The organism is Thermoanaerobacter siderophilus SR4 (genome assembly GCF_000262445.1).
Classification (GTDB): Bacteria; Bacillota; Thermoanaerobacteria; order Thermoanaerobacterales; family Thermoanaerobacteraceae; genus Thermoanaerobacter; species Thermoanaerobacter ethanolicus.
Genome location: NZ_CM001486.1, coordinates 717294 through 737613, shown reverse-complemented (window position 1 = coordinate 737613; position 20320 = coordinate 717294). Strand labels below are relative to the sequence as shown.

The 20320-nt window shown below is 33.6% G+C and carries 18 protein-coding genes, 8 tRNA genes, 3 pseudogenes and 1 other annotated feature (1 of these 30 running past the window's edge); of the genes and pseudogenes, 24 read left to right on the top strand and 5 right to left on the bottom strand.

Annotated elements, in window-relative coordinates; genetic code table 11:
* Positions 1-10, top strand: a sequence feature (16S ribosomal RNA rRNA prediction is too short); it begins 522 nt to the left of the window's first position.
* Positions 11-30: 20 nt separating this feature from the next.
* The 8 genes and pseudogenes from THESIDRAFT1_RS03520 to THESIDRAFT1_RS13200 all read left to right on the top strand — a co-directional run.
* Positions 31-105 (top strand) — tRNA-Asn (locus THESIDRAFT1_RS03520).
* Positions 106-111: 6 nt separating this feature from the next.
* Positions 112-186 (top strand) — tRNA-Glu (locus THESIDRAFT1_RS03515).
* Between the two features lie 5 nt (positions 187-191).
* Positions 192-267, top strand: a tRNA-Ile gene (locus THESIDRAFT1_RS03510).
* 23 nt (positions 268-290) lie between these two features.
* A tRNA-Asp gene (locus THESIDRAFT1_RS03505) sits at positions 291-367 on the top strand.
* Positions 368-376: 9 nt separating this feature from the next.
* Positions 377-452: transfer RNA gene (locus tag THESIDRAFT1_RS03500), tRNA-Phe, on the top strand.
* Between the two features lie 28 nt (positions 453-480).
* Positions 481-555 (top strand) — tRNA-Thr (locus THESIDRAFT1_RS03495).
* A gap of 168 nt (positions 556-723) precedes the next feature.
* Positions 724-3335, top strand: a pseudogene (locus THESIDRAFT1_RS03490) (calcium-translocating P-type ATPase, SERCA-type).
* Positions 3336-3343: 8 nt separating this feature from the next.
* Positions 3344-3500, top strand: a pseudogene (locus THESIDRAFT1_RS13200) (hydroxyethylthiazole kinase); the annotation flags it as partial.
* 110 nt (positions 3501-3610) lie between these two features.
* On the opposite strand, the gene THESIDRAFT1_RS12880 reads toward THESIDRAFT1_RS13200, so the two are convergent.
* Both THESIDRAFT1_RS12880 and THESIDRAFT1_RS03485 read right to left on the bottom strand, forming a co-directional pair.
* Complete coding sequence (locus THESIDRAFT1_RS12880) at positions 3611-3871, bottom strand: hypothetical protein (protein ID WP_244262790.1); 261 nt, start codon at positions 3869-3871, stop codon at positions 3611-3613.
* Complete coding sequence (locus THESIDRAFT1_RS03485; RefSeq protein ID WP_039929139.1) at positions 3819-4289, bottom strand: 2-oxoacid:acceptor oxidoreductase family protein; 471 nt, start codon at positions 4287-4289, stop codon at positions 3819-3821. Before THESIDRAFT1_RS03485 ends, THESIDRAFT1_RS12880 begins: the two co-directional genes overlap by 53 nt.
* Positions 4290-4691: 402 nt before the next feature.
* Here THESIDRAFT1_RS03485 and THESIDRAFT1_RS03480 point away from each other — a divergent pair, with 402 nt between their 5' ends.
* Positions 4692-5066: a class II SORL domain-containing protein gene (locus tag THESIDRAFT1_RS03480; RefSeq protein WP_003870069.1), complete on the top strand. Its 375-nt coding sequence runs from the start codon at positions 4692-4694 to the stop codon at positions 5064-5066.
* A 151-nt stretch (positions 5067-5217) separates the two neighbouring features.
* On the opposite strand, the gene THESIDRAFT1_RS03475 is transcribed toward THESIDRAFT1_RS03480, so the two are convergent.
* A complete protein-coding gene (locus THESIDRAFT1_RS03475) occupies positions 5218-5991 on the bottom strand; it encodes an exodeoxyribonuclease III (RefSeq protein WP_003870068.1) in 774 nt (257 codons plus the stop codon).
* Between the two features lie 225 nt (positions 5992-6216).
* Between THESIDRAFT1_RS03475 and THESIDRAFT1_RS03470 the strand changes: the two genes are divergently transcribed.
* From THESIDRAFT1_RS03470 to trxB, 7 genes are all read left to right on the top strand, one after another.
* Positions 6217-6302 (top strand) — tRNA-Tyr (locus tag THESIDRAFT1_RS03470).
* A 3-nt stretch (positions 6303-6305) separates the two neighbouring features.
* Positions 6306-6381: transfer RNA gene (locus THESIDRAFT1_RS03465), tRNA-Lys, on the top strand.
* A gap of 117 nt (positions 6382-6498) precedes the next feature.
* The gene (locus THESIDRAFT1_RS03460; protein WP_006569563.1) at positions 6499-8019 is read left to right on the top strand and encodes an FAD-dependent thymidylate synthase; all 1521 of its coding nucleotides are present in this window, start codon (positions 6499-6501) and stop codon (positions 8017-8019) included.
* Positions 8020-8036: 17 nt separating this feature from the next.
* A complete protein-coding gene (locus THESIDRAFT1_RS03455; RefSeq protein WP_003868493.1) occupies positions 8037-8351 on the top strand; it encodes a MazG-like family protein in 315 nt (104 codons plus the stop codon).
* Between the two features lie 78 nt (positions 8352-8429).
* The gene (locus THESIDRAFT1_RS03450) at positions 8430-8612 is read left to right on the top strand and encodes a spore coat protein (RefSeq protein ID WP_004405882.1); all 183 of its coding nucleotides are present in this window, start codon (positions 8430-8432) and stop codon (positions 8610-8612) included.
* A gap of 15 nt (positions 8613-8627) precedes the next feature.
* Positions 8628-8903 (top strand): spore coat protein, encoded by a 276-nt coding sequence (locus THESIDRAFT1_RS03445; RefSeq protein WP_003870065.1) that lies wholly within the window; start codon positions 8628-8630, stop codon positions 8901-8903.
* A 56-nt stretch (positions 8904-8959) separates the two neighbouring features.
* The gene (trxB, locus tag THESIDRAFT1_RS03440; RefSeq protein ID WP_279625645.1) at positions 8960-9907 is read left to right on the top strand and encodes a thioredoxin-disulfide reductase; all 948 of its coding nucleotides are present in this window, start codon (positions 8960-8962) and stop codon (positions 9905-9907) included.
* A gap of 29 nt (positions 9908-9936) precedes the next feature.
* Here trxB and THESIDRAFT1_RS03435 read toward each other — a convergent pair whose 3' ends face one another.
* Positions 9937-10920, bottom strand: coding sequence for a LysM peptidoglycan-binding domain-containing protein (locus tag THESIDRAFT1_RS03435; RefSeq protein ID WP_006569562.1), 984 nt, complete (start codon positions 10918-10920; stop codon positions 9937-9939).
* Between the two features lie 105 nt (positions 10921-11025).
* Here THESIDRAFT1_RS03435 and cwlD point away from each other — a divergent pair, with 105 nt between their 5' ends.
* The 6 genes and pseudogenes from cwlD (at position 11026) to THESIDRAFT1_RS03405 (ending at position 17198) form a co-directional block, all read left to right on the top strand.
* The gene (cwlD, locus tag THESIDRAFT1_RS03430) at positions 11026-11706 is read left to right on the top strand and encodes an N-acetylmuramoyl-L-alanine amidase CwlD (RefSeq protein ID WP_006569561.1); all 681 of its coding nucleotides are present in this window, start codon (positions 11026-11028) and stop codon (positions 11704-11706) included.
* A gap of 83 nt (positions 11707-11789) precedes the next feature.
* A complete protein-coding gene (gene ppaX / locus THESIDRAFT1_RS03425; RefSeq protein ID WP_006569560.1) occupies positions 11790-12422 on the top strand; it encodes a pyrophosphatase PpaX in 633 nt (210 codons plus the stop codon).
* A gap of 19 nt (positions 12423-12441) precedes the next feature.
* Positions 12442-13386: an AAA family ATPase gene (locus THESIDRAFT1_RS03420; protein ID WP_006569559.1), complete on the top strand. Its 945-nt coding sequence runs from the start codon at positions 12442-12444 to the stop codon at positions 13384-13386.
* Between the two features lie 107 nt (positions 13387-13493).
* Positions 13494-14534 carry a DUF58 domain-containing protein gene (locus THESIDRAFT1_RS03415; RefSeq protein ID WP_244262743.1) on the top strand — a complete coding sequence of 347 codons (1041 nt, stop codon included), beginning with the start codon at positions 13494-13496 and terminating at the stop codon, positions 14532-14534.
* Positions 14503-16696, top strand: a pseudogene (locus THESIDRAFT1_RS03410) (DUF4129 domain-containing transglutaminase family protein). Before THESIDRAFT1_RS03415 ends, THESIDRAFT1_RS03410 begins: the two are co-directional and overlap by 32 nt.
* Positions 16697-16784: 88 nt before the next feature.
* Positions 16785-17198 carry a universal stress protein gene (locus THESIDRAFT1_RS03405; protein WP_003868505.1) on the top strand — a complete coding sequence of 138 codons (414 nt, stop codon included), beginning with the start codon at positions 16785-16787 and terminating at the stop codon, positions 17196-17198.
* A gap of 9 nt (positions 17199-17207) precedes the next feature.
* Here the strand turns inward: THESIDRAFT1_RS03405 and THESIDRAFT1_RS03400 are convergent, their stop codons facing one another.
* Complete coding sequence (locus THESIDRAFT1_RS03400) at positions 17208-17867, bottom strand: BON domain-containing protein (protein ID WP_003870055.1); 660 nt, start codon at positions 17865-17867, stop codon at positions 17208-17210.
* 141 nt (positions 17868-18008) lie between these two features.
* Between THESIDRAFT1_RS03400 and cdaA the strand changes: the two genes are divergently transcribed.
* Complete coding sequence (gene cdaA / locus THESIDRAFT1_RS03395) at positions 18009-18842, top strand: diadenylate cyclase CdaA (RefSeq protein WP_003870054.1); 834 nt, start codon at positions 18009-18011, stop codon at positions 18840-18842.
* On the top strand, positions 18832-20022 hold the full coding sequence (locus THESIDRAFT1_RS03390) for a CdaR family protein (RefSeq protein ID WP_006569556.1): 1191 nt from the start codon (positions 18832-18834) through the stop codon (positions 20020-20022). Before cdaA ends, THESIDRAFT1_RS03390 begins: the two co-directional genes overlap by 11 nt.
* The last annotated feature ends 298 nt before the right edge of the window (positions 20023-20320 follow it).

Below are 20320 nucleotides of genomic sequence, written 5' to 3'. Positions count from 1 at the left end.
AGAGTAGGTCGCTGCCGGAATTAAAAATATTCCTCAGTAGCTCAATGGTGGAGCAACCGGCTGTTAACCGGTAGGCTGTAGGTTCGAGTCCTACCTGAGGAGCCAAATCGTGGCCCCGTGGTCAAGTGGTTAAGACACCGCCCTTTCACGGCGGCAACATGGGTTCGAATCCCGTCGGGGTCACCAAATATGGGCCTTTAGCTCAGCTGGCAGAGCGGTCGGCTCATAACCGATTGGTCCGGGGTTCAAATCCCTGAAGGCCCACCATTTAAAAAATTAAATAATAATGCGGCCCAATAGCTCAGTTGGTTAGAGCGCCAGCCTGTCACGCTGGAGGTCGAGGGTTCAAGTCCCTTTTGGGTCGCCATTATATTATGCCTCGATAGCTCAGTAGGTAGAGCAAGGGACTGAAAATCCCTGTGTCAGTGGTTCGATTCCACTTCGAGGCACCATAATTTTTTTATGGAGTTTTTAGCTATTGCTGGCGTAGCTCAGTGGCAGAGCAGTTGATTCGTAATCAACAGGTCGTGGGTTCGAATCCCACTGCCAGCTCCAGTTCATTAATTAGATAGAGTAAAGGGGAGTAACTCTGAATCAATCAGTCGTCATGACGGCTTTGCCCGGCTGATTGAGCAAAAAATGCGAGTGAGACCTTTACTTTGTGGGATACTACAAAGTAAAGGTCTATTTTATTTTGCAAAAATTTTTAAAGGAGGGCTGCTAATGAAAAGATATTGGAATATGGATGTAGAAGAGATAAAAAAGAATTAGAAACTGATGATAAAAATGGCTTGACACAAGAGCAAGCTAATGAAAGGTTATTTAAATATGGTAAAAATGCTTTAAAAGAAAAGAAAAAGAAATCAATATTTTCATTATTTCTTGAACAGTTTAAAGATTATATGGTGTTAATTCTTATTATTGCTTCAATTATATCTTTTTTTCTTGGAGAGACAATAGATGCAAGTATAATATTAGTTGTTGTAATTTTAAATGCATTATTAGGAACAATTCAGGAAAACAAAGCTGAGAAGTCTCTTGAAGCTCTTAAGAAATTGTCTCAACCTCTTGCAAAAGTAATAAGAGATGGGAAAGTAATGGAAGTTGAAGCATCTTCTCTTGTAATAGGAGACGTAGTATTAATAGAAGCAGGAAATATCATACCTGCAGATGGAAGATTGGTGGAGGCTAAAAACCTTAAAGTAGATGAATCAGTATTAACTGGTGAATCAGTACCTGTTGACAAAGTTGATACTGTAATAGAAAATGAAAATATACCTTTAGGAGATAGGCTTAATTTAGTGTACATGGGTACTACGGTTACTTACGGCAGAGGTAAATTTATTGTAATTGCTACAGGTATGGATACCGAAATGGGGAAAGTAGCCGGTTTGATAGAAAACGAAAGGAATGTCAAAACGCCACTTCAATTAAAACTTGAAGAATTGAGCAAATATTTAGGAACAGCTGCGCTTCTCATAAGCGCAATAATATTTGCAATAGGAGTACTTCAAAAAAGACCAGCATTTGATATGTTTATGACGGCTGTAAGCCTTGCTGTTGCAGCGATTCCTGAGGGACTCCCTGCTATTATAACTGTTACGCTTGCACTTGGCGTGCAAAAGATGATTAAGAAAAATGCGATAATAAGGAAACTTCCGGCTGTAGAAACGCTTGGCAGTACAAGTGTTATTTGTTCTGACAAAACAGGAACCCTTACACAGAACAAGATGACAGTTGTGAAGCTTTATATTAACGATAGAAAAGTGAATGTAAAAGAAGATGAAGTGAAACAGGAGGACTATTTCCTTTTAAAAAATGCTGCATTATGCACTGATGCTTTTATAGATGAGGAAGGAAAAGGGATTGGCGATCCTACGGAAGTTGCGATTGTTGCTGCGCTAAATGATTTAATAGGCTTAAAAAAAGCCGATATAGAAAAAGAATTTCCAAGAATTGCGGAAATACCCTTTGATTCAGATAGAAAAATGATGTCAACAATACATGTTATGGATAAAGAGGACTTTAGATTAATTACCAAGGGAGCACCTGACAATATTTTAAAAAGATGTAAGTATATTTTGAAAGACAATAAAATTTTACCGCTTGATGAAATAGAAAAGAATAGGTTAAGTTCTATTAACGAAGAAATGGGAAAAGAAGCTTTAAGAGTTATTGCAGTTGCTTATAAAGATATCAAAGAAATACCTAAAAATTTGAACAGCGATGAAATGGAAAAAGATTTGATATTTATAGGGCTTATAGGCATGATAGATCCACCACGACTGGAGGCCAAACATTCAGTTGAAATATGTAAAAAAGCAGGAATAAAACCTGTTATGATAACGGGTGATCACAAGATAACGGCTTCTGCGATAGCACGGGAGCTTGGAATTCTTGAGGATAATGATGAAGCAGTAACAGGCGAAGACCTTGACAGAATCTCTGATGAAGAATTAAAGGAAAGGATAAAAAGAATATCTGTTTTTGCAAGGGTATCTCCTGAGCACAAGATGAGAATTGTAAAAGCGTGGCAAAAAAATGGTGCTGTGGTAGCAATGACAGGCGATGGTGTAAATGATGCACCTGCCCTTAAACAGGCGGATATTGGAGTTGCAATGGGTATAACTGGTACCGATGTTGCAAAAGAAGCAGCAGATATGGTTTTAACTGATGACAATTTTGCGACAATAGTTGCAGCAATAAAAGAAGGCAGGACCATATTTGCAAACATAAAAAAAGCTATCCATTACTTATTAACCTGTAATTTAGGTGAAATAGTTGTACTGTTTATTGCTACAATATTAGGCATGCCGATGCCTTTAAAACCCATACATATACTATGGGTGAACCTTATAACTGATAGCCTGCCAGCTCTTGCTCTTGGATTTGAACCGCCGGAAAATGATATAATGGAGAAAAAACCCAGACAAAAAGGTGAAAGCATTTTCGCAGGAGGGTTGGCCTATAGAATACCGCTTGAAGGTATGTTAATTGGGTCGGTCACATTAATTGCTTTTGTTATAGGACTTAAGCAAAATATAGAGACTGCAAGAACAATGGCTTTTGCGGTGTTGACTTTATCGCAGCTTGCTCAAGCTTTAAATGTAAGGTCGGACAAATCCATTTTTAAGGTAGGATTATTTACAAACAAATACATGATTTTTGCTTTGATAGTGGCAATTTTGTTACAGGTTATTCTAATTGTAACTCCTTTAAACACTATATTTGGACTTAGGAATATTAATGTTTATGACTGGGATATAATTATTGCAATGTCAGTTACACCTCTTTTAGTAATGGAGGTAGTTAAATTTTTTAAAAAACAGTATTGATTGAAGTAACAGTAGAAGCTTTTGTGGCTTTTGGAATAGCAGGCGAAAAAGCTGCTCAAAATAGCAATGTCAAAGGACCTGGCAGTTTTAAAGTCGTTTTTTGATGAAATATATAATTTGACAGCAGAGGTATTAGAAAAAGAAGGAAAGATGAATGTACTATAGCAATCTTAGATGTTTTAAATTAATTTTGTTATAAAGAAAACCTCAATAATAAAAACAGGGACAGCTAGTAAAAAATTAATATGAGCTGTCCCTATTTTTTGAAATATAAATCAAACAAATTCTTTAATTAATTTTTCTGCATTTTTTTGATTGAGTTCTGCGTCTACTAAAGGGGGACCATTTTTTATAAAATCAAATTTTTCTTCGACTTTGTAAATTATACCTATTGGAATTTTATCTCCAAATTCCATTGCTTTTTTAAAGGCTTCTTCTTTGTTAGTGTAGTCGTAATCTTCTGGTAGATGATATACTCTCTCTTTATACCAGGCGAAAGTGTTGACTCTGTTCCAGACAACACAAGGCTGTAAAATATCTATTAAAGTACATAAGTATTGCTCCTAAACCTACTGTAGGAAAGACTTTTAAATTTTTCAATTGTTTAGCGGTTTCCATCAAAGGTAGAGGCAATACTTTGTCTTTTACTTCTTTCTCTCTAATAGATATTTCTTTATCAGCAATAATTACTCCAGAGTTTTTTAAATCAGATTTATAAATTTCTATGGTTTCTTCATTCAAAGCAAAAATTATGTCGACTTTGGAGTTGTGAGAGTATATCGGTTTGTTAGAAAATCTGATTTGTATAAAATTGTGACCGCCTCTTATTCTGGACATATAGTCACTATTGGAAAATACATAAAAGCCATTGCGCTTTAAAATTTTTGCTAAAAGACTAGCAGTAGTATCAATTCCCTGACCTGCTTTACCGCCTATTAATACACTATAATCCATGCTAACTTTCTCCTTAAATTGCAAAATTTAAATTATTATTTGCAGTTGTATATTATTATAACATAGTTTTTTGTTAAAAAAATTTCCGGTTTATAATCTTTTGTTAAATATAAAATTTCTAAAAGTTTTTTGACATTGGGTAAATTTGTGATATAATAATAACATAAGTATGTGGTAAAGGAAGTTATTGTATTGTTATAAGTAAACAACTTTGATATACAGTTTAAGATTAAGTCTATATATGATAAATAAATTTAAAAATTTAAAAATAAAAGGAGAGGAGAAGTGATTATCATTTGATTTTAGAGATATTAGAAGATGAAATAGAGCACGAAGAAGATTTAGTTAAAAGAAGACATAGACATGATGAATAAAAAATAATAAAAAGTGGGGAGGATATTTATGGAGAAATTTGGGTCATTATATCAAAGTGGAGATTGGAAAGGAGAGAAGCACGTACCTGTCATACATATCTCCGACAAGGTAAAAAAAGGAGAAGTAGTTGAATTAAGAGTCAATATAGGAGAAGAAATTCCACATCCAAATACATTGGAACACCACATTAAATGGATTAAAGTGTATTTCCATGGTGAAGGAGATAAATTCCCTGTGGAAATAGGTAATTACAATTTTACATCTCACGGAGAGTATGGAGTGTTTACAGAACCCGACTTGACAATAAAGTTTAAAGTTGAAAAATCAGGAACAATCTATGCGGCAAGCTACTGCAATATACACGGTTTGTGGGAGAATAGCAAGAAAGTTGAAGTTGAGTAAAATTTCAAAGGGCTTTCATCTTTAAATTTATCCAGATGAAAGCCCTTTGTTGCTAATTTAAGGAGAGGAGAGAGTGCAATGAATTCTTTAGAGTTTGCTATAAAAATACAACCCCTTCTATAAATTTTCAGAAGGAGTTGTTAAATTATGGTTATATTAATTTATCATCTATTTCTAAAACCACAGGACAGTGGTCACTACCCATTACATCAGAATGAATTTCTGCATCAATAAGATAATCTTTTAATCTTTGAGAAACTATGAAATAATCAATTCGCCAACCGATGTTTTTTTCTCTGGCATTTCTCATATAAGACCACCAGGTGTAAGCATCTTTTTTATGAGGATAAAAATATCTGAAAGTATCTATAAAGCCGGAGTTTAAAAGCATTGTCATTTTTTCACGTTCTTCATCTGTAAAACCTGCATTTCTTCTATTAGCAGATGGATTTTTTATATCTATTTCTTTATGGGCTACATTTAAATCTCCACATAAAATTATAGGTTTTACGGAATCTAATTTTAGCAAATAATTTCGAAAGTCTTCTTCCCATTCCATTCTGTAAGAAAGTCTTGTCAATCCTCTTTGAGAATTAGGAGTGTAGGTATTTACTAAGTAAAATTTTTCGTATTCTAACGTTATAACTCTTCCTTCGTTGTCATGTTGAGGGATGCCTATTCCGTAGTTAACGGATAAAGGTTTATATTTTGTGAATACAGCAGTTCCTGAATAAGCTTTCTTTTCAGCAAAGTTCCAAAAAGCGTAATAACCTTCTAAATTAAGTTCTTCAAGGCCTGTCTGATGGGGCTGTAATTTGGTTTCTTGTATACAAAAAATATCAGCATTTACTTTTTTGAAATAATCCATAAACCCTTTTTGCAAGCAGGCCCGTAAGCCATTTACATTCCATGAAACAAATTTCATATTTTTTCCTCCAATATTTTTGAGTTGCTATGAATTAAAAACTATGTGATTACTATCTTCATTATATAGAAAAACAAAAATAAATCAAATTCCAAAATTGTTTACATATTTTTACACAAAAATAACTGCATAAAAGCCCTTTACAAATAGAATTCTATATGATAAAATAAGCTACGTAGTTTTTGTTAAAGCTTCAAGCAAAACTTTTTATTGTTTTAAAAATGTGGAGGGATACCCAAGTGGCCAAAGGGGGCAGACTGTAAATCTGTTGGCTGTCGCCTTCGATGGTTCAAATCCATCTCCCTCCACCATATGACCCATTAGCTCAGGAGGTAGAGCACCTGCCTTTTAAGCAGGGTGTCCCGCGTTCGAGTCGCGGATGGGTCACCAGTTGTAAAAAACAGTTATCAGTGATAACTGTTTTTTGTTTTTACCTCAAAAGTTTATGGTATAATAATATAAAATGTCGAGAAGGTTGGTTTTATAATTTTGAAGGGAGTTTTTGACATGAAAATGAGAAAATTGACACCTGAAGAGGAGAAGCTTTTAGAGAATTTTGTGACAGACGTATATGGACCTGTCTATTTTATACATTCATTGCCGGAGTTTATCATTCCACCTATAAATTCGAAGGTAAGTAGAAGAGATACCAGCTGGAGGCTTAATATACTTGAGTCTTTGACAGATGGAGATTTAAACATAACTGACTACATACCCAAACATAACATACCTTTAGAAAAAGCAATACAAAAGGCGAAAGAATTTCACGAAAAGTGGGTTGAAAGATTTGGACATTCTTCTATTGCTGAGCAGCATTTAATGCACCTGTGCGTGGAAGATGTTTCAAGGCTTTTGTCAGGGGATATTGAACTTATGAACAGGCGGCCTGCCTTTATAGAGTGGAGCCAAAGGTATCAAAAGCCTACAAGAGATAAAGTAGTGATACCAAAAGAATTAGAAGGAAAGCCTGATTTGAAAGAAAAGTTTTTAAAAGTCTGGAACAACTCCTATGATGCCTATGAAAAACTTGTAGAAGTTTTGACAGAATATTTAGCTAGGGCAGAAGAGAAAAAAGAGGGGGAAAGTGAAGAAAGGTTTTACAATAGGATTAGTAAAATTGCCTTTGAAGATGCGAGATATGCACTTCTTTTAGCTACCAAGACAAGTTTTGCAGTAGCTTTAAATGCCTTAGATTTACAGGATATAGTGAGAAAACTTTTCGCGCATCCTACTAAAGAGGCAAAGTTATTAGCCGAAAGAATAGTAGAACAAGGGGAAAAAATTGCACCAAGCATGTTACGACATACAACTCCTACTGTTTATCAATTAAAAGTTCACGATAGATTAAAGAATTTAGCAAGTGTTGTAAAGGAAGATGAATTATCAAATTCAGATGAGGATGTCATTTTAATAGACTATACAGGGAAAGATAGTGAATATTCTCCGGTAGATATTGTAATTATGCATATTTTGTTTACATATTCAGGTAAAAGTTTTGAAGCGGTGAGAAAAACAGTGAAGGAGATGGACGAAGAGGGGAAAAGTAAAATCTTGCAGCAGGCAGTTGAAGATATAGGGGAATTTGACCATTTAATGGAGGCATTTAAATCGGTTAGATTTAAATTTCAACTGAAGATAAGTGAAGCTAATTGGCATCAGCTTTTAAGGCATAGAACTATTGTCTTTGATTGCGGTGAACCGACAATTGAAAATGGTTTTGTTATTCCTCCAAATATCGAAAAAGCGAAGGCTTCCGAAATTTTAATAAAAGCGATAAAGGCTTCAGAGGAATTGTTTATAGAATTAAAAGAAAAATTGCCTGAAGTAAGTCCTTACGTGGTAACAAATGCACACAAACGCTTGGTTCTTATGAATGCGGATTTATGGGCTTTTGATCATTTTGCAAATTTGAGATGCACTAATGAAGCTCAGTGGGATATAAGGAATGTTTCTTTTAAGATGCTTGATTTGATTAAGGAAGTAGCGCCCCAGTTAGCAACCTTTATGGCAAGGCGAAAAAAAGCTTAAAAGATGGAGATGAAATCATGAAAACCAGTTTTAAAGAAATAAGTTTGCCAAAGCTTAATAATTTGACACCCTCACTGGAATCTACTGCCCTTAAATTAATGGAAGAAGCAGGAGAATTGGCACAAGCTATAGGAAAATTTAGAGGTTTAAACGGAGAAAATGTCACTTTAAGCGAAAAAGAGATAATGGAAAAAATTTCAGAGGAGCTTTTAGATGTTGCTCAAGTCGCAGTTTCAATGATGTTTGTCTTGGAGGAAAAGTATAATATAAATATTGAAGAAAAACTTAAAGAACATATCGAAAAATTAAAAAGGAAAGGGTATATAAAATAAAAAATATGCAGAAAAACTCTGCATATTTTTTATTTTTGTGCGCATATTAAAAATGAAATCTAAGAAGGGAGGATAAATATGCAACTTTCAAACAAGGAGTTACTTTATTTGGATGATATTTTATCATTACAACAAAATATGACAAAAACTTTAAACGATTATGCTACAAGATGTCAAGACCCACAGCTTAAAGCTTTATGCCAAAATCTTGCAGATAGATGTCAAAACAATTTCAATTCTTTGCTAAAACATTTAAGTTAGGAGGAGTGTAAAAATATGTATGGAAATACGCAAATTAGTGACAAGGATATTATGATGAATGTACTGGGCAATTACAAATTCGCAATAGAAATGTTCAGCCATGCAGCAGTTGAGTCTGCAAATGAAAGCATAAGAAGAGAATATATCAATCTTTTAAATTCTACTTTAGAAGATCAAAGGACAGTTTGGAATGCTATAAATCAAAGAGGATGGTATCCTGTCAAACCGGCTCCACCTCAGGATATACAAGAGGCAAGGAACAAATTTAGACAACCCGTTGGGATGATGTAAATATAAAAAGTTTGTGATATAATAATGGAAGTAGTGTTTTTACTGCTTCCATTATTATATTTTATTTTCAAAGGAGGAGTGATTTTATTATGTACGATCTAATTATTTTAGGAGGAGGTCCTGCGGGACTTACTGCTGGATTGTATGCTGCAAGGTCAAGGCTTAAAACGGTACTTATTGAAAAAACTTATCTGGGAGGGCAAATAGTAAATACTTATCAGTTAGAAAATTACCCCGGTTATGAAGAGATAAGTGGTGCTGACCTTATTGCCAAGATGGAGGCACAGGTGAGAAAACACGGCCTTGAGATTGTTAATGAAGATGTTGAGAGCCTAGATATTACAGGAGATGTAAAGAAAGTTAAGACTTCTAATAAAACTTATGAAGCAAAAGCTATTATTTTAGCGATGGGCGCTACACCTAAAAAGTTAGGTGTTCCAAATGAGGATAGATTTATAGGGGCTGGTATCTCCTTCTGTGCTACCTGTGACGGAGCTTTTTACAGAGATGCCACAGTGGCAGTTATAGGCGGAGGAAATACAGCAGTAGAAGACGCGTTATACCTTACTAAATTTGCAAAAAAAGTCTATATAATTCATAGAAGAAATGAACTTAGAGCTACAAAGATTGAACAGGAAAAAGCCTTCGCAAATGAAAAAATTGAGTTTATTTGGGATACTGTAGTAGTTGATGTAGAAGGAGAGTATGGAGTAGAAAGACTCAAACTTAAAAATGTTAAAACAGGTGAAGAAAGCACACTAAACGTAGATGGTGTCTTTGTAGCTATTGGTTATGCTCCTAATACAGAATTGGTGAAAGGCATAGTAGACCTTGATGAATATGGATATATCATGACAGATGATGATATGAGGACAAATATACCTGGAGTTTTTGCAGCTGGAGACATAAGGCATAAATCTTTAAGACAAGTTATAACGGCTGCTGGAGATGGCGCAACAGCGGCTTATGTAGCAGAAAAATATATAGACAGCGTCAAAAAATAGTCAGGATTTTTCCTGACTATTTTTTGACTTTATTCTTCTTTGTTTTCTTCTTGTTCTGCATTTATTTCTTGTACTTCTTGGTTATAGGCTACTTCCTGTGAAGATGTAGAAATTATAATTCTCTGACCGGGATAAATCAAATTAGGGTCTTTAATATCTGGATTTGCCTTTAATATAGCGTCTACTGTTGTATTGAAAGTTTTTGCTATATTCCATAAAGTGTCACCAGGTTTTACTATATAAACTTTTCCTGGTGGTGTAGGGGTAGTAACAGGAGGAGTTCCAAACAAGAGTGCATTCCATGTCACATTATCGACAATTCCTGTTACTGGAAGCCCTCTGCTTTGCTGATACGCTTTTACGGCTTCTTCTGTTTTTCTTTCAAAGATACCATCAATAGGACCAGGGTCAAAGCCCAAAGATTTTAGTCTTGCTTGGAGATTTACTACAAAGGGTCCTTTATCTCCAATCTTTAGTGTGGGATATTCAATGGGTGGCGATGTGGGACAAGGAATTATTAATGTTTGCCCAGGGTATATCATATTTGGATTTATTAAATAGTTTGCTTTAATTAGCTCCTCCAATGATACTCCAAATTTTTGTGCTATAGTCCATAAAGTATCTCCTGGCTGTACTGTGTAATAAGTTGGACAAGGCTTTTGTGCGGGAGGCGGTGAAGGTAGTGGTGGTTGTGGTGCGATTATTTTTGCTCCAGGGATGAATAGCTTTTGACCCGGATATATGGTATAAGGGTATGTGAGATTATTTGTATAAATGATAGCTTCGTAAGGAACATTAAATTTTTGAGCAATAAGATATAGAGTATCTCCAGGTTGGACAGTATAATAACTTCCTTGTACTGGAATGATAAGCCTTTGTCCAGGATATATTAAAGATGGATTTATAATGTTGTTTCTTGTGATTATAGCGTCAACTGAGGTGTTAAATTTTTTAGCAATTGAAAATACCGTGTCTCCTGGTTGTACTACGTATGTGAATTCTAAAGTGACCATATTTTTACCTCCTTCCTTTAATCATAATATGTGGATTTTATTATTAAGTGACATATAAACTTTTTTAGATGAATAATTTTTACTAAAAGATAAGGGGATGGGGACATGGTATTTAAAAGGTGGATGATGTTTTTACTAATTGTAAGTTTAATAGTAGGGTTATATAGTTTTAAAAAAGTGTATTATATCGCTGCTTTTAAAACTGTTCCAATAATGAATAAAGTTGTTGTCATAGATGCGGGACATGGAGGACCAGACCCTGGGAAACCTGGAAAATATGGAAAAGATGAGGATGAGTTAAATCTTGAGATTGCTCAAAAATTAAGAGAACTTATTGAAGAAAGTGGTGGTATTGTAGTGATGACAAGGGAAGACGACACTTTGTCAGATAGTTCTCTTTCAAAGGATTTAAAAAATAGAGTGGTAAAAGCAAATGAAGTAATAGCAGATGTTTTAATTAGTATTCATTTAAATAGCTTTAGTCAATCTAAATACAAAGGGGCACAGGTATTTTATCAAAACAATTCTGAAAAAGGTAAACTATTAGCAGAACTTATTCAACAAGAGTTAAGAAATACGTTAGATCCTGATAACGACAGGATGGCTAAAAGTTCTAATAGTTATTACCTTTTGCGAAACGCTAAAATGCCGGCAGTTATTGTGGAATGTGGCTTTATGTCGAATCCAGAAGAGGAAAAGCTTTTAAATGACGAAAATTATCAATATAAAATTGCTTGGGCAATATATAAAGGTTTAATACATTATTTTCAAAAAGTTTCAGAATAGCAAAATTTTTCACTTCATGTCTTGTTATGAAGTGATTTTTTTTGTATACTAAAAGAAGAAGAGAATTTATGAAGGGAGATAATATGGGGATAAAAACAGTACTTTTCGATTTAGATGGAACGATTATTGATACCAATGAACTTATTATTGAGTCTTTTAAATACACAATTGAACGGCATTTAGGATATATCATAAAACCGGAAGACGTTACTCCTTACTTTGGAGAACCTCTTCCAATAACTTTAAAAAGATTTAGCCAAGATAAATGGGAATTGATGCTGGATACTTATAGACAATACAATGAGTTTAATCATGATAAATATACCAAAATAAGAAAAGATGTAAAAGAAGCCCTTGAACTCATGTATAAAAATGGAATAAAAATGGGTATAGTTACATCTAAGAGGAGAGAATTGGCTATAAGGGGGTTAAGGATTTTTGACTTGGAAAAGTATTTTAAGGTAATTGTGGCATTAGAGGACACAGAAAAACATAAGCCAAATCCGGATCCAATTTTAAAAGCTTTGGAACTACTCAATGCTAATAAAGAAGAGACTTTAATGGTGGGAGACAGTCCTTATGACATATTATGTGCTTCTAATGCTGGAGTAAAAAGTGCGGCTGTTAAATGGACAATCTTGCCCTTTAATCTCTTAGAGGAAGCAAAACCGGATTATGTCATAAATAATATGCTGGAAATTCTAAAAATAATTTGAATATATGGTGGAGGTAAAAATGGATAATATTGCTGTAGAAAAAATTATAGAGAATATAGAAAGAGTAATAATAGGGAAAAGAAAAGTTATTGAACTTGTGGTTATAGCCTTATTGGCTGAAGGCCACGTCCTTATTGAGGATGTTCCTGGTGTAGGAAAGACTTCTTTAGTTAAGGCTTTAGCTAAATCAGTAAATCTTAAATTTAAACGAATACAATTCACACCGGACCTTTTGCCTTCAGATGTTATAGGCATAACTATTTACAATCAATTAAAGAATGACTTTGAATTTAAAGCAGGTCCTATAATGAGTCAGATAGTTTTAGCTGATGAAATCAACAGAACTTCTCCTAAGACTCAATCTAGCCTTTTGGAGGCAATGGAAGAAAGACAAATAACTGTTGATGGGGTTACTTATTCTTTACCTAAGCCTTTTATGGTATTGGCTACCCAAAATCCAATTGAATATGAAGGGACTTTTAGATTGCCAGAAGCTCAATTGGACAGATTTATGATAAAAATAGAGATAGGTTATCCCGATGAATATCAGGAAATGATGATTTTAAAAAATTTTGAGAAAGAGGACCCTTTAGAGTCTCTTTCTCCAGTAGCCGATGCTGAAGACATAAAGGAAATGCAAGTGAAGGTAAAGTCTGTCTATGTAGATGATCTAGTCAGAAATTATATTGTCACATTAGTTGCTAATACCAGAAAAAGCAAAGCAATGAGGTTAGGTGCAAGTCCAAGAGCTACTATAAATTTGATGAGAGCTGCTCAGGCAAAGGCCTTTTGCGAAGGAAGAAATTATGTTTTACCAGATGATGTAAAAGAATTAGCGGTACCTGTGTTATCTCATAGAATCATTTTAAAAAATGAAGAAAGATTTGAAGGATTGGACGAGAAAATGTTTATTAAAAATATTGTAGATACCACAAAGGTGCCGGTGATAAAAAGATATGCGTAATAAAATTTTTCTTTTATTGCTACTCATAGTTTCTTTTGCTTTTGCCATTTTTACCGGCGGGAAAATACTTTATTTGCTTGTCTATGAATTTGCATTTTTTTATCCTTTTGAATTACCTGTATATAAGGCATATAAAAAATTCTATAGATATCTATGTTATATCTCACAAAGATGAAATTACTGTTGGAGAAGAGATAGCCTATGAAATAACTTTGATAAACAACAGTTTTCTTCCTGTTTTTAATCTTAAAATTATTGACTATACTCCTCTAAATGCTAAATTTAAATCAGAAGAATGGTATCTTATGCCTTTTAAAAATAAAAAAGTACAAAAAAAATTTGTGATTTCAAAAAGAGGAATATATTTTCTTGGACCTTTTGAAGTAGAAATAAAAGATCCTTTTGGAATTTTTAATGTAGTAAAAAAATATGATTTTAAATTAAAATTTGTAGTGCTACCAAGGATTCATAATATAAATGTGGAATTGAAGGCAAGACAACAATTAGGAAATATAGAGGCGGAAAATAAAGCTTTTGAAGATTATACTAATATATCGCAATTAAGAAAGTACAATTATGGTGACAGTATTAAAAGGATTCATTGGAAGGTGTCAGCAAAGAAAAGAGAACTCTACGTGAAAGAATTTCAAGTATCCGCGATGAGTGAAGTTTATATTTTGTGGGATTTAGATAAAAACCATTTTGCTATGGATACCCAAGGAATAATAGATGAAAATTGTGCTGAATGCATGTTATCTATAGCGAAATTTTGCCTTTTACATAGTATTCCTGTAAGTGTTATAGATTACAATACCGGTAAGGTTCATATAAAAGGAAGAACGATTAAAGATTTTAAAAATTTTATTGAGGCTTCTTTAAGGAATTTTCCAGTTTACGAAAAAAGTCTAGAGGACTTTTTGAGATTATATAAAAGTATTCCCTATGATGTGACTCTTATTTTAATAACTCCTTATTTGAATAATGTAATTTTAGGAGAATTAGCGGATTTAAGAAGCAGTAATAGAGAATTAATAATCTATTATGTTAATGACCCAAAAGAAATTGAAGATAAAATTAGCAAATTAGATATCGAAGTTGTTTTCTGGGGGAAGAAAGATGTCAAAAGAGCTAAAAAAGAGTTTGCATGAACACATTATGACAATTGCCCTATCTCTTGTGGTTATATTATCTGCTGTTAGCGGCTTTAGATTCTTATATCCTTTCTATTATCTTTTACTATTAGATATAGTATTAGTAATATTTTTTGCTTTTTTGCTCAAAAGGCCACAACTGATAATATTTTTGCTTACAAGCCTTTTACTTATAGATGTCATAGTTTTTATCAAATATCGCAGCTTATTAGTGAGTATTGTATCTTATATTGATGGTTTTATAAAATGGGCGGATATTTATATGAATTATACAATTTCGCCTCCAGGCTTTGACCTTTTAACAGAAAAATATAGATTTTTTATGATTATAATGACCGTTGTTATAGTAACACTGATTATTACGTTATTAAATATTATCATAAGGAGTTGGTTTTTAACTTTATTTTCAGGAATATTGTTTTTTGTTGTGCAGTGGTATAATTATGTAGATGCTGCTTACCTCTATATGACAGTTTATATTACGCTTTGTTTTATAGATATTGGAATAAAGAACTATTTTAAAAAAGGCAGTGCCAAAGCACCTATTGCAGTTTTTTTTGATTGTTGTAATCTTTCTATCTTCTATTACCTCTATCAGTGCTCAATTGATGCCTAAAAACTTTAAACCCGTTAAGTGGGAAACATTGAATAATTGGTTTTATGATACTTTCCCTTTTACTAGAGATTGGAGAAATGGCGAAGGCACTAATGATGATTGGTTTGGGGAAACGGTTTTTACTACTTTTGCCAATGAATTAGGCGGAAATGTGAAACCGAGTAATTTTTTAATAATGGAAGTAGAAGCCGATGAAAGTACTTACCTTAGGGGAATGGTCTATGATACTTATACTTATTCCTCAAAAAGTACTTTAATTTATGATAATTTTTCTAATAGATGGGAAAATTCCAGACAACAGTATATGTATGTAGAAAGCAGCGATAAAATTCCGCCAACTTTCAGTAATAATGTAAATTTTGAAGTAAAAACTATCACAGTAATTCCACTAAAAATTAAGTCAGATATTCTTTTTTCCCCTTGGCAACCTCATAAACTAAGCTATGATTTTTATTATGAAGTTGATAATTTGAACTTAAGAGCAAAAACCTCTCATGGTACTGGAGAGCCTTATGTTGTCACTTATTTAAAGCCACAAATTGATTTAAATTCACTGAGGCAAAAAGGTAACGAGACTTTAAAAGGCGAAGAAAGAATAAGATATTTGTCTTATCCAGCTACTCTTCTACCAGAAAGAGTGAAAGATTTAGCTTATTCTATCACAAAAGACAAAAAAACTCTTTATGATAAGGTAAAAGCAGTGGAAGAATATTTAAGGCAATACCCCTATTCTTTAGATGTTCCTCCTACTCCTAGTGATAGGGATTTTGTTGACTATTTTTTATTCGATCTAAAAAAAGGATATTGTTCTTATTATGCGACGGCAATGGTGATTATGCTCAGGACAATTGGAATTCCTGCAAGATATGTAGTGGGATTTAGAATGCCGTCAGCACCTAGTAGTGATGGCAAATACAGGATTACCGCTGCTAATGCTCACGCGTGGGTAGAGGTATATTTTGATGACTACGGTTGGATTACTTTTGAACCAACACCTAATTATCCCTCATTAGAATTTCCAATGTTCCTCTCAAATAATAATCACTTAAATTTAGAAAATGATATGGAATTACAACCAGATAACGGGAGTAGAGATTCCCATAGCACAGTCGATAAACTGCAACAAAGTGATAATACGGAGACAACTTCTCAGGAAATTGCTTTTTTCAATGATAATAAATTTAATATTTTACGTTTTGGCTTAATATTGATAGTAATTTTAGTGACAACAACTTCTTTATATTGGTGGGATCGGAAGAAAAAAATTAATAATTTGGACAATAAGTTTTTGGCGATATATTATTATGAAAAAATTGTAAAGTATTTAGCTAAAAAAGGCTTGAAAAAGTTAGATACAGAAACTCCTTTGGAATATCAAAAAAGAGTGTTAGGAAATGGGTATATAGGTTTCAGTGAAGTTACGCGGATATACAATGAAACAGTTTATGGAGGTAAAACACCTTCTAAAGAAGAGGTAGGTTATTTAAAAGAATTTATAAAAGAGTTAAAGAAAAAGAGACAGTTAAATCTAAAAAGAATATAAGGTTTATTAATGAATTTGACATAGGTTAGAGAACTAACATATAATAATATTTGGAAGGAAAGTATGCATCTGAAAGGGGTTTATTAAAATGGTTTTAAGTTACGAGCCTGGCGTGAAAAGCAGAATCATGGTGTGCGTAACCCCGCAGAAAAGTTGCCGCAGGCTTGTGGAAAGAGGCGCTGAAAGAGCAAAAGAGACTAATGGTGAGTTTTGCGTTGTATACGTTAACAAAAACAACGACATCTCAAATGATTTAAAGCAAAACAAAGTATTGCTGGAGCTCTTTGATTTAGCACAAAAAATGGGTGGCAGAGTTTCTATTTTGGTGGGTAAAAAAATCTCAAAAACGCTGGCAGAATTTGCAAAAGAAAACAATATAACCGAGATAATAGTAGGCAAGTCTTTAAGGTCTGCTCTGGATGTTATACTTCATGGAGATGTGATAAATCCATTGAAAAAAGAAGTAGAAAAGAATGACATAAGAGTAGAAGTCATAGAATGACATATCCTTCTATGACTTCTCTCTAATTTTTATATGATTTATCACTTTTTTTACCCCATTTACGCTTTGAGCTGCTTCATTGGCTAATTCTTTTTCTTTTAAATTATTCACATATCCCCTTAATGTTACTGTCCCGTTGTTTGCTGTAATAACTAAATCAGGCAAACTCAAATCATAACGAGACAGCTTTTGTACTACTAAATTTACAAGAGATACATCATCTATTTTATGCTCTTTGTTAAGTTCTAATTTGCTTATTACACTTTTGACACCCATGGCTTGGGCTGCTTGACTTATGCTTTCTATTTCTTGCTGTGCGTTATTAATCTTTCCATATAAAGTTACGGTACCGTCGGTTACATCAACACCTAATTCTCCTATTTCTTCATGAAATTTGGAGTTCTGAAGATTTCTCAAAACACCCTGCTTTATATCTTTGTCTGTTATTTTGCTATCTATTGCAATTGTTATGTTATTTTCTACTTTTTTTACACCTTCTACGCTTTCTGCTATTTTTTGAGCGTGATTTTTTTCGGATAAGTTATCTACTATTCCATACAAAGTTACATGACCATTGATACACCGGACATTTACATCTACTCCGTAAGACACCCTTTCCTTTTCTAATTTTTCCTTTATATTTTTTTCTATAATTTTATCTTTATTCATTTTCATCCTCCTTATTTTTTGCTAAAATAATTTTTCCACTTTAATTAAAATTTAATTCAGTTTAAATTATTTTTTATTCAAATTTGTTGTATAATTAATATGTACACACAATTTACCACAAAGCCTTGAGAGGTGAACTTTTTGTTTAATGGACTTATAGATATCATAAAAACAATGCGCATTAACGATGTAATAGATATTTTAATAATAGCTTATGTCCTGTATCGCTTAATTTTGGTAATACACAAAACACGAGCAGAGCAGTTGCTTAAAGGGCTTGCTGTGTTAATTGTAATTACCAAAGTGAGCGAATGGCTACAACTTAGGACAGTCAATTATATATTGCGAAATGCTATGACGGTAGGAGTTATTGCGCTTTTAATTGTTTTTCAGCCGGAGTTAAGGCGTGGATTAGAGTCTTTAGGTAGGAGCGGGTTCTTAGGCAAAAATTTCTTCTTTTTTAATGAAGAGGAAAAAGATATGTCAGAGGTTTTGGGAGAGATATGCGATGCGGTGCAATTTTTGTCCCGCTCAAAAATAGGGGCTTTAATTGTTTTAGAAAGGGAGACAGGCCTTAATGAGCTCATTGAAACTGGCATAGCCATGGATTCTAAAATTTCCAGTGAGCTTTTAATAAATACCTTTATACCTAATACGCCCTTACACGATGGAGCTGTCATAATTCGTGGAGATAGGATTATGGCGGCAGGTTGTTTTTTACCTTTAACAGACAACCAAAATCTAAGTAGTGAATTAGGAACACGCCATAGAGCGGGAATAGGTGTTACTGAAATATCTGATGCGGTAGCGATAATCGTTTCTGAAGAGACAGGCACTATTTCTCTTGCACAAAATGGCAGGATTTCAAGACATTTAGATGCAAAAACTTTAAAAGAGGTGTTGTCGAGCATATTTGAAGTAAAAGATACCAAAAAGCCCGTATGGAAAAAATGGGGGAACAAACATGCTGACTAAAGATTTTACAATAAAATTGCTGTCACTGGTATTGGCTTTTTTACTGTGGCTTTATGTAATGGGAGAAGAAAATCCAGAAATTCCTTATGAAATAAGCAATGTGCCTGTCAAATTGATTAATAGCGATACTTTAGAGAAAAAAGGACTTATTGTTTTAGATGAAAAAAATTATACGGTAAATGTAAAAGTAAAAGGAAGACGAAGTGATGTTCTGAATATAGCAGCCCAGAATATATCAGCTTTTGCAGATTTAAGCAGAGTAAATTCTAATGGGACAAATGTCATTCCTGTTACAGTGGAAGGATTACCTAGAAATGTCTCCTTAGTTTCAATAAATCCGTCAGAAATAAAGGTAGAAATAGATAATATTGCGAAAACGCAAATGCCAGTTACTGTAAAAGTAATTGGCAATGTGATGGATGGCTATGCTATGCAACCTGCTGTCCCCACGCCGGGAGAGGTATTGGTGATTGGGCCAGAAAGTAAAATTAATCTTATAAAAAATGTGATAGCTGGGGTCAATGTTTCTTATAAAAAAGAGGATGTAAAAATCTCTGTTCCAGTGGTTGCTGTTGACAGAGAAGGAAAAGAAGTAAAAGGCGTTACTATTACTCCTAATCTTGTTGAAGTATATATTCCTGTAAATAAATCTATACGTGTGCCTGTAGTTCCTAAAATATTCGGGAAACCAATGGAAGGATATATGATAGCATCTGTAAATGTACTGCCAGAGTATGTGTATATTACTGTTGATGAGACTGTCCTAAATACGATAAAATCTATAAGTACTAAGCAAATCGATATTTCTGGGAAAAATGAACCTGTCACTGAAAATGTACCTTTTGATTTGCCAGATGGTGTGAAACTTGTTAAAAGTGATATTAATGCAAAAGTATATGTGGATATACAAAAAATAGCGACTAAAGAGATTACTATAAGCAATATAGATATACGAGGAGCAGACAACAAAAATGTTGTAATTCAAAATCCAGATTTAGTCATTACTATATCTGGCCCAGAAAGTGTAGTTAATGGAGCTACAGCTTCCGATTTTAACGCATATATAGACGTAACCAATCTGCCAATGGGTGATCATTCTTTAACTGTAAATATAAATACTAACTTGAACTTGCAAATAATTAGGATTAAACCTGACAAAGTAACTGTTAATATTCAATAGGCGGGTACTTCCCGCTTAAAGACTGTAGACAAAGTCAAATAGAAAAGTCTTCGCTTTTATGCGTAGAGTGCATTGCGGGAGTATCTTAGTATGTCTTGGCGAAATTTTGGAAAAAGCAGCTTACCATGAGCTTCGCTTATTTATGTTCTTCGCGGGAAAATTTGTACATTTGTAAATATAATTTTTTTACAGGAGAGAAAGAAAGCGATTTGTAAGCTGCCCAAAACGAGCCATAGACATGACTTAGATACGGGAGCCTGCACGCGAGCATAAAAGCAGAAGACTTTATTGTAAACTT